Genomic DNA, 14,141 nt, shown 5'->3' with positions numbered 1-14,141 from the left:
AGGTCAGGCGTCGACCACCAGCCGGCGGGGCGCGGGCGGGCGCGGCGCGGCGACCGACGGGCCGGCCGGGGTCCAGGAGCCCAGCACGGCGGCCCGGGACGCCCCGGTCACCGACGGGACCGCGCCCGGCAGGCCGTGCCAGGACAGCCAGCCCAGCAGCGCGAACGCGTACGCCTCCTTCGCCTGCGCCGGCACGCCCAGCTCGTCGGTGGTGCGCAGCCGCCAGCGCCCCTCGCCCAGCGCCGCCAGTCGCGCCCGGAGTGTGGGATTACGCACTCCCCCGCCGGCGGCCACCACCTCGGTGACCCGGTGCCGGTCGCAGGCGTCGGCCACCGTGCGGGCGGTCAGCTCGGTGAGCGTGGCCAGCACGTCGTCGCCGGCCACCGGCTCGCCGAGCGCGGCCAGCGCGGCGTCCAGGTAGCCGCCGTGGAACAGCTCCTTGCCGGTCGACTTGGGCGGCGGCGCCGCGTAGTACGGCTCGGCGAGCAGCCGGTTCAGCAGCGCCCCGTGCACCCGCCCGGCCGCGGCGCGGACGCCGTCGACGTCGCAGGGCCGGTCCAGGAAGCGCCGGGCGGCGGCGTCCAGCAGCGCGTTGGCCGGGCCCACGTCGTACCCGAGGACGGGTGCCCCGGGCGCGACCACCGTGAGGTTCGCGATGCCGCCGAGGTTGAGCGCGGCCCGGGGGGAGGCACCGGCGCCCGGGTCGAGCAGCAGCGCGTCGAACGCCGGGACCAGCGGTGCGCCCTGGCCGCCGGCCGCCACGTCCGCCGAGCGCAGGTCGTGCAGCACCGGTAGGCCCAGCCGGGCGGCCACCCGGGCCGGTGCGCCGAGCTGGAGCGTGCCGCGCACCCGGCCGTCCTCGACCCAGTGGAAGACCGTCTGCCCGGGCGACACCACCGCGTCGGCGGCGCCCCCCGCCAGTTCGACGCCGGCCGCCGCCGCCTCCGCGAACACCTCGCCGAGCCGGTTGTCCAGCCGGCAGACCGCCTCGATCGTGGTGGCGGCCGGGGGCAGCAGCGCGCCGATCTCGGCCCGCAGGTCGTCCGGATACGGCAGCTCCTGGTGCCCGAGCGGGCGCAGCCGCAGCGTGTCACCGTCGGCGGTGAACTCGGCCGCCACCACGTCCACCCCGTCGTACGACGTGCCCGACATCAGCCCGACGATCTTCATCGGGTCAGGCTAGCCAGGCAGGAACAGCCCGACCAGCTCCACGTGCTGGGTCATCGGGAACAGGTCGAAGCCGCGCAGCGCGGCCAGCCGCCACCCCGCCTCGGCGAACGTGCGCACGTCCCGGCCGAACGCGGCCGGGTCGCAGGCCACGTAGGCGACCGCGCGTGGCCGGGCGGCCACCACGCCACGGACCACCGGCGCGCCCGCGCCGGAGCGCGGCGGGTCGAGCACCACCAGGTCGACCGGTCCGGTGATCCGGCGCCGGGCCAGCGCGGTCTCCACCCGCGCGGCGACCACCTCGACGGCGGGCAGGCCGGCCAGGTTCTCCCGGGCCGCGGCCACCCCGTCCGGCGCCGACTCGACGAGCGTCACCCGGGCGCCGCCGACCCGTTCCGCGAGGGCGGCGGCGAACAGGCCGGCCCCGCCGTACAGGTCCCAGGCCGTCTCGCCCGGCCGCGGGTCCAGCAGGTCGAGGACCGCGCCGGTCAGCGCGTCCGCGGCGGCCGGGTGCACCTGCCAGAACCCCGAGGCGGGCAGCGTGAAGGACCGCCCGGCCGCCGTCTCCCGGACCCGCTGCGGCCCGCTCACCGCCGTCGGAACCCCATCGGCGTACGCGACCACCGCGACGTCCCCGCCGGTGCTGGCGACCGTCTCCACCGCGTCGGCGTCCGGCCAGCGGGCACCGGTGGGCGGGAGCACCGGCAACTCCTGGATCGCCGGGTGCGCGATCAGGCACCGCTCGATCGGCACCACCTCGTGCGAGCGGTGCTTGAGCAGCCCGGCCCGGCCGGCGGCGTCGACCGCGTAGCGGACCCGGGACCGCCAGCCCAGCTGCCCGCCGGGCAGCGCCTCGACGCGTACGCCGAGCGCGTCGATCTGCTCCGCCGCGAGGCCGCCCAGCCGGGTGAGCTGCTCCCGCACCACGGCGAGCTTCCAGTCGAGCTGCGCGGCCGGGGCGACGTGCTGGAGGTCGCAGCCACCGCACCGGCCCGGCCGGGCGTACGGGCAGGGCGCCGTGACCCGGTCCGGCGAGGCGTCCAGGATCTCCACCGCGTCGGCGCGGGCGAAACCCCGGTGCAGCTCGGTCACCTCGGCCACCACGCGCTCGCCGGGCAGCGCGTGCCGGACGAAGACCACCTGCCCGCCGACCCGGGCCACGCAGTGCCCGCCCGGCGCGACCGCGTCGACTGTCAGCTCGACCCGCTCGGCCTCCTCCAGCCCGGGCCGCTCCTCCGCCGCCGGCACGGAACCGGACCGCCCCGCCACCGTCGCAGAACCGGCCGACGCGGGACCGGGACGCTCGACGCCGCTCATGACAACTCCTCGCGCTCGACGGACGGCGTGGACGCCACCGGTGGCGGCAGCGTGCTCTGCGGCGCCACCCGGGGGCCGCGCGCCGGGCCCCGGCTCAGCGTGGCGTCCAGCCGGTCCAGGTTCTTGCTGGCGGTGGAGGCGAGCTGCCACGGCACGCTGGTCACCATCACGCCCGGCTCGAACAGCAGCCGCCCCTTGAGCCGCAGCGCGCTCTGGTTGTGCAGCAGGTTCTCCCACCAGCGGCCCACCACGTACTCGGGGATGAAGACGGTGACCACGTCGCGGGGCGACTCCCGGCGCACCGACGCGACGAAGTTGAGGATCGGGCGGGTGATCTCCCGGTACGGGGAGTCGATCACGGTGAGCGGCACCGGCAGCTCACGGCGCTCCCAGTCGGCCTGGAGTTCGCGGGTGTCCTGCTCGTCCACGTTCACAGTGACCGCGGTGAGCGTGTCCGGACGGGTGGCCCGGGCGTACGCGACGGCCCGCAGCGTCGGCTTGTGCAGCTTGCTCACCAGCACGATGGCGTGGTTGCGGGCGGGCAGCACGCCCCGCTGCTCGGTCGGCTCCAGTTCCTCGGCGATCCGGTCGTAGTGCCGGCGGATGCCGAGCATCACCATGTACATCATCGCCATCGCGACGATCGCGATCCACGCGCCGAGCAGGAACTTGGTGGCCAGCACGATGATCAGCACCACGCCGGTCATGACCATGCCGAACGTGTTGATCGCCCGGGAGCGCAGCATCCGGCGGCGGGCCTCCGGATCGCGCTCGTGGCGCAGGTGCCGGTTCCAGTGCCGGATCATGCCGGCCTGGGAGAGCGTGAACGAGACGAACACCCCGACGATGTAGAGCTGGATGAGCTTCGTCACCTCGGCCTGGAAGCCGATGATCAGCACGACCGCGAAGACGGCCAGGAACACGATGCCGTTGGAGAACGCCAGCCGGTCGCCGCGGGTGTGCAACTGGCGGGGCAGGTAGCGGTCCTGCGCGAGGATCGAGCCGAGCACCGGGAAGCCGTTGAAGGCGGTGTTGGCGGCCAGGAACAGGATCAGCGCGGTCATCCCGGCGACCACGTAGAGCAGGACCGAACCGCCGCCGAACACGGTCTCGCCGAGCTGCACCGTCACCGTCTTCTGCACGTAGTCGACCGGGCCGGAGACGATCTGCCTGCTCGGGTCCTCGACGAACTGGAGGCCGGTGAGGCGGGCCAGCCAGATGATGCCGACCAGCATGGTCACCGCGATGCCGCCGAGCAGCAGCAGCGTGGTCGCCGCGTTCTTCGACTTCGGGCTCTTGAACGCCGGTACGCCGTTGGAGATCGCCTCCACCCCGGTGAGCGCGGCGCAGCCGGAGGAGAACGTGCGCAGCAGCAGGAACACCAGCGCGAACCCGGTCACGCTGTGCTCGGCCTGGATCTCCAGCCCGGCGCTCGGCGCGCGCAGGTCGTCGCCGAGCACGAAGACGCGGACCAGCCCGGTCAGCACCATGCCGCCGATGACGATCACGAAGCCGTACGTGGGGACGGCGAAGGCGGTGCCCGACTCGCGCAGGCCGCGCAGGTTGATCGCGGTGAGCAGCACGACCGCGCTGACCGCGATGAGCACCTTGTGGGTGGCCACGAACGGCACCACCGAGCCGAGGTTCGCCACGCCGGAGGAGACCGAGACGGCGACTGTGAGCACGTAGTCGACGAGCAGCGCGCTGGCCACCGCGAGGCCGGCCCGGGGACCGAGGTTGACGGTGGCGACCTCGTAGTCGCCGCCGCCGGAGGGGTAGGCGTGCACGTTCTGCCGGTAGCTCGCCACCACGGTCAGCATGACCACGACGACCGCGAGCGCCACCCACGGCGAGAAGAAGAACGCCGAGGCGCCGGCGATGGACAGCGTCAGGAGGATCTCGTCCGGGGCGTACGCGACGCTGGAGAGCGCGTCCGAGGCGAAGACCGGCAGCGCGATGCGCTTCGGCAGCAGGGTGTGCTGGAGGCGGTCGGACCGGAACGGTCGACCGAGGAGGAGTCGCTTCAGCAGCGAGGTGGGTCGGGCCACAACCGCAAAGCGTACGACCACCGGGCGTGGGACGCGGGGGTGGTCGATCCCCGGTGCGCGGGCCCGCGCGGTACGGTCGGTCCCCCTGTCCGGGGCGGGACGTGGCAGGCTCGCAGACGACGGGTCGGCGGGCGGCACCGTGGGAGGAGCGGACACCGTGCATGTGGTGATCATGGGCTGCGGCCGGGTCGGGTCGACCCTGGCCCACAGCCTGGAGTCCCGGGGGCACTCGGTGGCGGTGATCGACCAGGACGCGGACGCGTTCCGCCGTCTCGGGCCCGACTTCGCCGGCATCACCGTGACCGGCGCGGGCTTCGACGGCGAGGTGCTGCGTGAGGCCGGCATCGAGCGGGCCGACGCGTTCGCGGCGGTCTCCAGCGGCGACAACTCCAACATCATCTCGGCGCGGCTGGCCCGGGAGACGTTCGGCGTGTCCCGGGTCGCGGCCCGCATCTACGACCAGCGCCGCGCCCAGGTCTACGAGCGGCTCGGCATCCCCACCGTGGCGACCGTCCGGTGGACCGCCGACCGGATGCTGCGCCACCTGGTCCCCGAGGGCAACGTGGAGATCTTCCGCGACCCGACGAGCACCGTCTCGATCATCGAGGTGCCGGTGCACAAGGACTGGATCGGCCGGCCGCTGCGGCAACTGGAGCAGGCGGTCGGCGCCCGGGTGGCCTACCTGAACCGCTTCGGGATCGGCACCCTGCCCACCGCCTCCACTGTGGTGCAGGAGGGCGACCAGGTCTTCATGCTGGTGACCGACGACATCAACGGCTCGGTCACGTCGGTGGCGGCGGCGCCGCCGGAAGGGGGGCACTGAGCCATGCGGATCGCCATCGCCGGCGCGGGCAACGTGGGCCGCTCGATCGCCCAGGAGCTGATCGACAACGGCCACCAGGTGATGCTGATCGAGCGGCAGCCGAAGATGCTGCGGCCCGACCGGGTGCCGGCCGCCGACTGGGTGCTCGCCGACGCGTGCGAGTTGGCCAGCCTGGAGGAGGCCGACGTGGCCGGGTGCGACGTGGTGGTCGCCGCCACCGGCGACGACAAGGTCAACCTGGTGGTGTCGCTGCTGGCCAAGACCGAGTTCGCGGTGCCCCGCGTGGTGGCCCGGGTCAACCGGGCGGAGAACGAGTGGCTGTTCACCGAGCAGTGGGGCGTGGACGTCGCGGTGAGCAAGCCGAGGGTGATGGCGGCGCTTGTGGAGGAGGCGGTCACCGTCGGCGACCTGGTCCGGCTGATGACGTTCCGGCAGGGCGAGGCGAACCTGGTCGAGATCACCCTGCCGCCGACCGCGCCCTACGTGGGGCAGCCGATCCACGCGGTGCCCATCCCCCGGGACGCGGCGCTGGTGGCGATCGTGCGCGGCAAGCGGGTGCTGGTGCCCACCCCGGACGACTCGATCGAGGCCGGTGACGAGCTGGTCTTCGTCTGCACCGCGGCGGTCGAGGACGACGTCCGCGCGGTGATCCTCGGCCCGGCCGGCGCGGACCGTGACCGGGAGCGGTCCTGAGGCGGGGGCCTCAGGCGCCGGGCAGCGGGGTGGGTGCGTTCTCCCGGGTGACCCGGCGCACCACCCAGACGGTGATCAGCAGCAGCAGCGCGTACGGCGGGTAGCCCAGGGCGAGCCGGGCCACGCCGAGCGCGGTGTCCTGGTGGGCCAGGTAGAGCCCGGCCTGTACGCCGACCTTGGCCAGCCACACCACGCCCCAGAGCACGGTGAGCTGGGTGAAGGTGCGGACCAGCTTGGGGTCGTCGCGCCACTCGGAGCGGCCCTTCGCCACAAGCACCGACCAGATCCAGCCGACCAGCGGCTGCCGGATCGCGGCCGACAGCAGCAGCGCCAGGCCGTACCCGATGCCGTAGAGGATGCCGGGCAGGTAGAAGTCGCGCTCGTCGCCGGTGCGCAGGGCCAGCAGCGCGCCGATGCCGACGCCGAACAGCCCGTTCATCGCGTGCCGCACCGGCTTGCGCTGGGCCAGCCGCAGCCCGGCGATCAGCAGCGCCACCGCCACCGAGGCGTACACGGCGGGGCGCAGTTCGCCGATCACGTTGGCGACCACGAAGACCACCACCGGGATGCTCGACTCGACCAGCCCACGCCATCCGCCGAGCTGGTCGGCCATCTGCTCGGCGAGGCTGGGCAGCCGCTCCTCGTCCTGCGGGCCGAGACCCGGCGGGGTGTGCTGCTGTCCGGTCGTCACTTCGGCGACTCCAGCTCGTAGTACGGGTTGTAGATCACCTTGCGGTCGTCGCGCACCGCCACCCGGCCGCGCGCGGTCAGGTGGCGGCCCGGCTCGATCCCGGCGATGTGCCGGCGGCCCAGCCAGACCAGTGTGACGACGTCGGTGCCGTCGTAGAGGTCCGCCTCCAGCGTGGGCAGGTTCGTGCGGGGCGTGTAGACGACGGTACGCAACCGCCCGGCCACCGACACCACCTGACCCCTGTTGCACTGGTGGGCGGGCGTGCCGCCGGACTCGGCGCTCTCCCGGCGCAGCTCCTGCGCCTCGATCTCGGCCTCGCTCGCGGTGAGCCGGTGCAGGAGCCGCCGCAGCGACCCCCGGCTCTCGTCGGTCGTCATGACCTCCGCGTCACCCTCTCCACAGCAGGGCCCCGCGGGCAGCGGAACCGTCCCGCCAGCGTACGCGCAGTGGCACGCCGACGGGAGCGGCGAGGCGCGTACCGCCGGCCCGGGACCGGACACGCCGCGGGCCCGGCGCATGTCGCGCCGGGCCCGCGCACGTCGTGGATCAGACCTCCGGCGAGTCGGCGTCCTGCTGCTCGGCGACCTCGCGGGGCAGCCGCAGCGGCAGCGGCTCGCGCACCGGCTTGGCCTCCTGGCCCCGGTCGACGACCAGGCCGTCCAGGCAGGCCGCGAGCGGGCCGGCGGCGGCCGGGTCGGTGGCGGCAGCGCCCTGGAAGACGCCGCGCACCATCCACCGCGGGCCGTCGACGCCGACGAACCGCAGGTCGGTCGGCCCGTCCGGGGTACGCACCCGGGCGCGCAGCTCGGGACCCTGCTCCCCCTCGACCTCCTGGACGGTGGCGCCGTCGGTGACCAGCGACTGCCGGATCTCCTCGCGTACCTCGTCCCAGATGCCCTCGGAGCGGGGCGCGGCGAAGACGCCGAGCTGGAGCGCGCTCTGGCCGTGCACCAGCACGACCTGCTGGATCACGCCCTGCGGGTCGGCCTGGACCCGCACCTCCACGTCCGGCACCGCCGGTATCCGCAGGCTGCCCAGGTCGAGGCGAGGCGCGTCGGGGGCCTCACTGACGTCGTACGGGCCGCGGTCCGGCGCCGACGGGGTCTCCTCGGCGTCGAGGACCCCATTGTCACGCTCGTCGGCCCGCTTCCGGGAGAAGATCACTGCGCCCACCCTCCGCTGTTCACGCTCACCCTGCCACCTCTTCGCTCTGCCCGCCGGACGGCGCCGGGACCAGCCCCGCGTGCCCGCCGGTGGATCCGTGCCCACCGGTGCCGCGCCGGGACGCGGGCAGCTCGGCCACCGGCCGGAACTCGGCCCGGGCGACCCGCTGCACCACCAGTTGGGCGATCCGGTCACCCCGGCTGATCTTGGCTGGCGTGTCCCGATCGTGGTTGATCAGGTTGACCAGGATCTCACCCCGATAGCCGGCGTCGACCGTACCGGGCGCGTTGAGCACCGTCACGCCGAGTCTGGCCGCGAGTCCGGATCGGGGGTGCACCAGCCCGACGTAGCCGTCCGGCAGCGCCACCGCCACGCCGGTGGGCACCAGGGCCCGGCCGCCGGGGGGCAGCTCGACGTCCGCGGCGGCCACCAGGTCCGCGCCGGCGTCGCCGGGATGGGCGTACGCCGGCAGTGGCAGCTCCGGGTCGAGCAGCCGTACGGGCACGGGTACGACGTCTGTCACGGTCATCCTCTTCCGTCCGGTCCTGCGGGGTGCCCCTGCCATCCTGCCGGTTGCCGGAGGGTTCGCGCGCCGTACCCTCGTCTGTGTGCGTCAGTCGTCATCTCCCGCCGCCCCGCCGGCCACCGTCGCGTACGCGGAGCGTCTCGGGCTGCCCTGGTGGGCCTGGCCGGCCGGGCTGGCCGTGGCCGGCCTGCTCGCGGTCGAGCTCTGGATGGGCGCGACCGGGGTGCGCGCCTGGCTGCCGTTCGTGCTGCTGATCCCCGCCGCGATGGCCGGCCTGTGGTGGCTGGGCCGGATCGGGGTCGAGGTGCGCGACGGCGAGCTGCGGGTGGACGACGCCCACCTGCCGGTGCGGTACGTCGCGGACGTGGTGCCGCTGGACGCGGCCGGCCGACGCGAGGTGCTCGGCGTCGGCTCCGACCCACTGGCCTTCGTGGTGCAGCGCCCGTGGATCGGCGGCGCGGTGCAGGTGGTGCTGGACGACCCGGCCGACCCGACCCCGTTCTGGGTGGTCAGCACCCGGCGCCCGGTCGAGCTGGCGGCCGCCCTGCTGGCCGCCCGCGACGCGGCCTGACGTCCCGCCGCCCGGCGCCGTGGAACGTCAGGACGGCGCCTCCGGCAGGGCACGCGCGGTACGCCGCAGGTCCTTGCGCAGTTGCTCGCCGAGCGTGCGGGTGGCCCGGCGGTTGAGGTATCCGGCCACCGCGGCGCCGGTCAGGAACGGCCCGAGCGTGGTCAGGTTGCGCCCGAAGCGGCGCATCAGGCTGTCCCGCAGTTCCCGGCGGGCGGCGGTGCCGAGCACCGCGCTCACGCCGACGCCCGGCATCATCGGGTTGACCCCCCGCTGGGTGGCCCAGGACTGCACCAGCGCCACGGCGCGGCCGGTGCCGCCGGCCGGCAGCGGCACCCGGTGGACCTCGTGCAGCTCGCCGATCAGCTTCAGCTCGATCGCCACCACGGCCACGGTCTCGGCGGCCAGCAGGACGGGGGCGGAGAGCAGGGTGGGCGTGACCGCCCACTCGACAGCGGCGACCCCGCCGCCCGCGGCGCCGACCCCGGCGGTGGCGCGGGACGCGTTGCGGACGAGCCGGTCGGCGAGCGCGTCGTCGTCCAGGCCGGGGAAGTGCCGTCGCAGCGTGGCGAGGTCGCGGACGGGCACGTGCGGGGCGACCTCGGCGACCGTGTCGGTCATCCAGCGCACCGCCGAGCGGGGCTTGAACAGGTCGGTGATGCCGCGGGAGCGGGCCTGGCGGACCAGCCGGGCCAGCAGTTGCCGCCGGCGGGCCGGCGCGATGTCGTCGGCGGTCAGCGCGGCGACGGTGGCGCCCATCTCGGCGCTGTCCGCGCCGGACTCACCGGACTCACCCGGCGTCGGGCCGGAGCCGACCGGCTCGGGTGACGCGGCCGGGCCGCTCGGTGCCGGTGACGCGGCCGGGCCGCTCGATGCCGGTCTCGCCGGAGCCGGGGTCCGGTCCGCGCCGGTCCCCTCGCTGCGCTCGCTCACCCGTCCGCCCTCCTGCTCCGGGCGGCGTGGCAGCCGCCCGTAACGAGTCAAGCAGCAACCGGTCGCCGCCGCACGGCGGCGGCTCGAACAGCGGCGGCCCCGTCGAGGCGGCCGCCGCTGGTGTCCCCGGTCGGGATCAGACGCACTCGCGGCAGATGAGGTCGCCGTTGCGCTCGACCGCCAGCTGGCTGCGGTGGTGGACCAGGAAGCAGCGGGCGCACCGGAACTCGTCCTGCTGCATCGGGAGGACCTTGACCGTGAGCTCCTCGTCGGCCAGATCGGCGCCGGGCAGCTCGAAGCTCTCGGCCACCTCGGCCTCGTCGACGTCCACGGCGCCCGACTGTGAGTCGACCCGCCGGGCCTTGAGCTCTTCGAGGCTGTCCTCGCCGAGGTCGACCTCGTCGCGACGCGGGGCGTCGTAGTCGGTGGCCATCGGTTTCACTCTCCAATATCGATATTGTCGCTGCCGGTTGTAACGCCGGACGACGCCGTTTCGGTTCCCCTGACCGGCCACCATCTTTGTCGGGCACCCGACCGAGGAACGGTGGGCCGGGCTCACTGGTGCGCAATGCCCCCGGTGAGCGCGGAACCTTACCCCCCTGTGGGCGAGGCATGTATACCGCCCTCGCGGGAGAGATGTACGCCTCCAGGCCCGAAGTTGTTCCCAATGTGACTCAGGCGACACGAAGATAGGGGTAGTCCTACCGGCTCACCGCGTGGCGCGCCGGTATGTCGGACTGTTTCCACGCCTGAGCCGGACAAGCGTTAACCTCAGCGGCGTACTGGACGGCCGACCGGTCGCGGTCCGACCGCGTCGCCCGCCACCACCCAATCACTGTCCGGGGAGCGCCCAGGATGAGTTTTGCGCGAGTGCGGGCACTCGTTGTCGTCGGACTGCTGGCGGTCGTCGCCCTGGTCTTCGTGGTCGTCGCCGTGCTGAAGGACAGTCAGGGCACAGCCGGTACGGCGGCCTCCTGCCCGGACGGCTGGCCGCTGGTCGACCTGCGGCTGCGGGAACAGAAGGACGTCAAGATCAACGTTTACAACGCCACCGACGAGGCCGGCCGGGCCGGCAGCGTCGCGGACGACTTCCGCAACCGCAAGTTCCAGGTCAAGAAGGTCGGCAACGAGAAGAAGGCGTTCGACGGCGTGGCCCAGCTCCGGTTCGGCCCCAAGGCCGTGGGCTCGGCGCACCTGCTGCGTGCGTACTTCCTCAACGAGGCCAACCAGGCCTTCGACGCGAACCGCAAGGACGACGTGGTCGACGTGGTCCTGGGCAACCAGTTCCAGCAGCTCGCCACCACCACCGAGGTCAACCAGTCGCTCGGCGACCTGGGCGCGCCGCAGGCGCCACCGGAGACCTGCGCCATGCCGGTCGCCAAGTAGGCGGCAGGCGGTCCGGCGACGCGGGGCGGTCTCCCTCGGGGAGGCCGCCCTGTCGCATGTCCGGCACCCGGTCACGGCCCGCCGGAGGCGTCCAGGTCGACCAGCCGGGCGTGCAGCGGCCCGTGCAGCGCCGGCGGCGCGGCGAGCACCATGTCCGGACCGGCCGCCCGCCCGGACAGGCCGGTCACCAGCAGACCGGCCTCCCGGGCCACCAGCCCGCCGGCGGCCAGGTCCCAGTCGGCCAGCCCTTTCTCGTAGTACGCGTCCACCCGCCCCTCGGCGGCCAGGCAGAGGTCGAGCGCGGCGGCGCCCATCCGGCGGATGTCCCGGATGTGCGGAATCAGCTCGGTCACCACGCGCGCCTGGTGTGCCCGGCGGCGAGCGTCGTAGCCGAACCCGGTGGCCACGAGCGCCTGCCCGAGGTCGGTGGCGGTGGAGCCGTGCAGCCGCTGCCCGTCGCGCCAGGCGCCGCCGCCGAGCGTCGCGGTCCACTCCTCGCCGGTGACGACGTTGCGGACCACCCCGGCGACCACCTCGTCGGCCACCTCGGCGGCCAGCGAGACGGCGTAGTAGGGCAGCCCGTAGAGGTAGTTCACGGTCCCGTCGATCGGGTCGAGGATCCAGCGCACGCCGTCGGCGTCGGCGGGGCCGGCCTCGCCGGCGCCGTACTCCTCGCCCAGCACCGCGTCGCCGGGCCGGCGTGCCCGCAGCGCGGCGATCACCTGCCGCTCCACCGCCCGGTCGGCGGCGGTGACCACGTCGGTCACCGTGCTCTTGGTAGCGGCCACCGAGACGCCCTCGACCCGCATCCGGTAGGCGGTGGCGGCGGCCTCCCGGGCCACATCGACAGCGATCGCGAGCAACTCCCCCGCCGTGGGCGTCGAGGTGATCATGTTCCTCCCCTTCCGGCGCGATCGGGACCGGCCGTCTCGTGCGTGGGTATCATCCTTACAAAGTCCACATCTGCGCCGAATCTGCGGTCCCGGACCGCAGGTCAGCCGTGCGGCGCGGGATGATCGCGGCAGACGGCGTTACAATTCACCCTGCCCACGCGCCACGGACCGCCACCGACCGGACGGCCCGGGACACGGGGGTCCTCAACGACTCGCCCGGCGCGGCCGTCCCATGCTGCGCCGGACGACCCGGCCGTGCTCGCTCTTTCGCCTCCGGAAGGTCTTCGTGACAGATCCCCGCCAGACCGGCGCCGACGTTCGCTCGCTCACCGACACCCTGATCGCCCATGCGCAGAGCGCCGGCGGCCAGCTCACGTCGGCCCAGCTCGCGCGCACCGTCGAGTCCGCTGAGGTGACCCCGGCCCAGGCCAAGAAGATCCTCCGCGCGCTCTCCGAGGCGGGTGTGACGGTGGTGGTGGACGGCTCGGCGAGCACCCGCCGCCGCGTCGCCGCCGCCCGGTCCGCCACCCCGGCCTCCCGCGCGACCACCGCCAAGACCACGAAGAAGGCCGCCGCGCCCGCTCCGAAGCAGGCGCCGGCCGCGGAGGAGTCGCCCGCCCCGGCCCCGCGGAAGGCGACCGCGCGCAAGGCCACCACCGCCGACGCGGCGAAGTCCGCGGTCCCGGCGAAGGCCACCAAGGCGACCCGTGCCACCAAGGCCACTGTGGCGGCGAAGACCGCCGCGGCCAAGCCGGCCAAGGCCGAGGGCGCCGAGGGTGAGGTCGACCCGGAGGCGCTGGCCGCCGAGATCGAGGACGTGGTGGTCGAGGAGCCGGCCGAGCTGGCCCAGGCCGCCGAGGCCGACGCGGCCAGCTCCGCCACCGACAACGACTTCGAGTGGGACGACGAGGAGTCCGAGGCGCTCAAGCAGGCGCGCCGGGACGCCGAGCTGACCGCCTCCGCCGACTCCGTGCGGGCGTACCTGAAGCAGATCGGCAAGGTGCCGCTGCTCAACGCCGAGCAGGAGGTCGAGCTGGCCAAGCGGATCGAGGCCGGCCTCTACGCCGCCGAGCGGCTGCGCGCCGCCGACGAGGGCGAGGAGAAGCTGGTCCGCGACCTCCAGCGCGACCTGATGTGGATCTCCCGGGACGGCGAGCGGGCCAAGAACCACCTGCTGGAGGCGAACCTCCGCCTGGTGGTCTCGCTGGCCAAGCGTTACACCGGCCGTGGCATGGCCTTCCTCGACCTCATCCAGGAGGGCAACCTCGGCCTCATCCGCGCCGTCGAGAAGTTCGACTACACCAAGGGCTACAAGTTCTCCACCTACGCCACCTGGTGGATCCGCCAGGCCATCACCCGCGCCATGGCCGACCAGGCCCGCACCATCCGCATCCCGGTGCACATGGTCGAGGTGATCAACAAGCTCGGCCGGATACAGCGCGAGCTGCTCCAGGACCTGGGCCGCGAGCCCACGCCGGAGGAGCTGGCCAAGGAGATGGACATCACACCGGAGAAGGTGCTGGAGATCCAGCAGTACGCCCGGGAGCCCATCTCGCTCGACCAGACCATCGGTGACGAGGGCGACAGCCAGCTCGGCGACTTCATCGAGGACTCCGAGGCGGTCGTCGCTGTCGACGCGGTGTCGTTCTCACTGCTCCAGGACCAGCTCCAGCAGGTCCTCCAGACGTTGTCCGAGCGTGAGGCGGGTGTGGTGCGCCTGCGTTTCGGCCTCACCGACGGCCAGCCGCGCACCCTGGACGAGATCGGCCAGGTGTACGGCGTGACCCGGGAACGCATCCGGCAGATCGAATCCAAGACCATGTCCAAGTTGCGGCACCCCTCGCGTTCCCAGGTGCTCCGCGACTACCTGGACTGACCGCGTACGTCAACTAATCGTGCCGGTTTGATCACCAGCCGTAGAACACCGATCGG

15 protein-coding genes are annotated in these 14,141 nt (G+C 73.8%); 5 read left to right on the top strand and 10 right to left on the bottom strand.

Going from position 1 to position 14,141, the window contains the following annotated elements; all coding sequences use genetic code 11:
* Positions 1-3 precede the first annotated feature (3 nt).
* From ACFYO8_RS19250 to ACFYO8_RS19240, 3 genes are read right to left on the bottom strand one after another with little or no spacing between them, the layout of a single operon-like run.
* Positions 4-1,170, bottom strand: a complete 1,167-nt coding sequence (locus ACFYO8_RS19250) for an anhydro-N-acetylmuramic acid kinase (RefSeq protein WP_354865438.1) — start codon at positions 1,168-1,170, stop codon at positions 4-6.
* 9 nt (positions 1,171-1,179) lie between these two features.
* Entirely contained in the window at positions 1,180-2,484 is a 1,305-nt protein-coding gene (locus ACFYO8_RS19245) for a TRAM domain-containing protein (protein ID WP_354865440.1), read from the bottom strand.
* On the bottom strand, positions 2,481-4,532 hold the full coding sequence (locus tag ACFYO8_RS19240; RefSeq protein ID WP_354865442.1) for an APC family permease: 2,052 nt from the start codon (positions 4,530-4,532) through the stop codon (positions 2,481-2,483). The genes ACFYO8_RS19245 and ACFYO8_RS19240 overlap by 4 nt, the downstream gene beginning before the upstream one ends.
* 157 nt (positions 4,533-4,689) lie before the next feature.
* Between ACFYO8_RS19240 and ACFYO8_RS19235 the strand changes: the two genes are divergently transcribed.
* Together ACFYO8_RS19235 and ACFYO8_RS19230 are read left to right on the top strand one after the other, a co-directional pair.
* The gene (locus ACFYO8_RS19235) at positions 4,690-5,355 is read left to right on the top strand and encodes a TrkA family potassium uptake protein (RefSeq protein WP_354865444.1); all 666 of its coding nucleotides are present in this window, start codon (positions 4,690-4,692) and stop codon (positions 5,353-5,355) included.
* Between the two features lie 3 nt (positions 5,356-5,358).
* A complete protein-coding gene (locus ACFYO8_RS19230) occupies positions 5,359-6,048 on the top strand; it encodes a TrkA family potassium uptake protein (protein WP_354865446.1) in 690 nt (229 codons plus the stop codon).
* 10 nt (positions 6,049-6,058) lie between these two features.
* Here ACFYO8_RS19230 and ACFYO8_RS19225 read toward each other — a convergent pair whose 3' ends face one another.
* From ACFYO8_RS19225 to dut, 4 genes are all read right to left on the bottom strand, one after another.
* Entirely contained in the window at positions 6,059-6,739 is a 681-nt protein-coding gene (locus tag ACFYO8_RS19225; RefSeq protein WP_355015029.1) for a DUF3159 domain-containing protein, read from the bottom strand.
* A complete protein-coding gene (locus tag ACFYO8_RS19220; RefSeq protein WP_030502986.1) occupies positions 6,736-7,116 on the bottom strand; it encodes an OB-fold nucleic acid binding domain-containing protein in 381 nt (126 codons plus the stop codon). Before ACFYO8_RS19220 ends, ACFYO8_RS19225 begins: the two co-directional genes overlap by 4 nt.
* A 169-nt stretch (positions 7,117-7,285) precedes the next feature.
* Positions 7,286-7,903: a DUF3710 domain-containing protein gene (locus ACFYO8_RS19215; protein ID WP_355015028.1), complete on the bottom strand. Its 618-nt coding sequence runs from the start codon at positions 7,901-7,903 to the stop codon at positions 7,286-7,288.
* A gap of 25 nt (positions 7,904-7,928) precedes the next feature.
* Positions 7,929-8,426, bottom strand: coding sequence for a dUTP diphosphatase (gene dut, locus ACFYO8_RS19210; protein WP_208635274.1), 498 nt, complete (start codon positions 8,424-8,426; stop codon positions 7,929-7,931).
* An 85-nt stretch (positions 8,427-8,511) separates the two neighbouring features.
* Between dut and ACFYO8_RS19205 the strand changes: the two genes are divergently transcribed.
* On the top strand, positions 8,512-9,000 hold the full coding sequence (locus ACFYO8_RS19205; RefSeq protein ID WP_354865452.1) for a DUF3093 domain-containing protein: 489 nt from the start codon (positions 8,512-8,514) through the stop codon (positions 8,998-9,000).
* A 27-nt stretch (positions 9,001-9,027) separates the two neighbouring features.
* Here the strand turns inward: ACFYO8_RS19205 and ACFYO8_RS19200 are convergent, their stop codons facing one another.
* Together ACFYO8_RS19200 and ACFYO8_RS19195 are read right to left on the bottom strand one after the other, a co-directional pair.
* Positions 9,028-9,756, bottom strand: coding sequence for a hypothetical protein (locus ACFYO8_RS19200; RefSeq protein WP_354865992.1), 729 nt, complete (start codon positions 9,754-9,756; stop codon positions 9,028-9,030).
* A 310-nt stretch (positions 9,757-10,066) separates the two neighbouring features.
* Positions 10,067-10,363 (bottom strand): DUF4193 domain-containing protein, encoded by a 297-nt coding sequence (locus ACFYO8_RS19195; RefSeq protein WP_013284790.1) that lies wholly within the window; start codon positions 10,361-10,363, stop codon positions 10,067-10,069.
* A 437-nt stretch (positions 10,364-10,800) separates the two neighbouring features.
* On the opposite strand from ACFYO8_RS19195, the gene ACFYO8_RS19190 reads away from it, so the two are divergent.
* Positions 10,801-11,316 carry a LytR C-terminal domain-containing protein gene (locus ACFYO8_RS19190; protein WP_354865994.1) on the top strand — a complete coding sequence of 172 codons (516 nt, stop codon included), beginning with the start codon at positions 10,801-10,803 and terminating at the stop codon, positions 11,314-11,316.
* 71 nt (positions 11,317-11,387) lie between these two features.
* Here ACFYO8_RS19190 and ACFYO8_RS19185 read toward each other — a convergent pair whose 3' ends face one another.
* Entirely contained in the window at positions 11,388-12,209 is an 822-nt protein-coding gene (locus tag ACFYO8_RS19185) for an inositol monophosphatase family protein (RefSeq protein WP_354865455.1), read from the bottom strand.
* 286 nt (positions 12,210-12,495) lie between these two features.
* Here ACFYO8_RS19185 and ACFYO8_RS19180 point away from each other — a divergent pair, with 286 nt between their 5' ends.
* Entirely contained in the window at positions 12,496-14,085 is a 1,590-nt protein-coding gene (locus ACFYO8_RS19180; RefSeq protein WP_354865456.1) for an RNA polymerase sigma factor, read from the top strand.
* Positions 14,086-14,141 lie beyond the last annotated feature (56 nt).

The organism is Micromonospora sp. NPDC005257, assembly GCF_042872445.1.
Taxonomy (GTDB): domain Bacteria; phylum Actinomycetota; class Actinomycetes; order Mycobacteriales; family Micromonosporaceae; genus Micromonospora.
The sequence above is the reverse complement of the archived record's forward strand: the minus strand, read 5'-3'. Positions and strand labels throughout refer to the sequence as shown.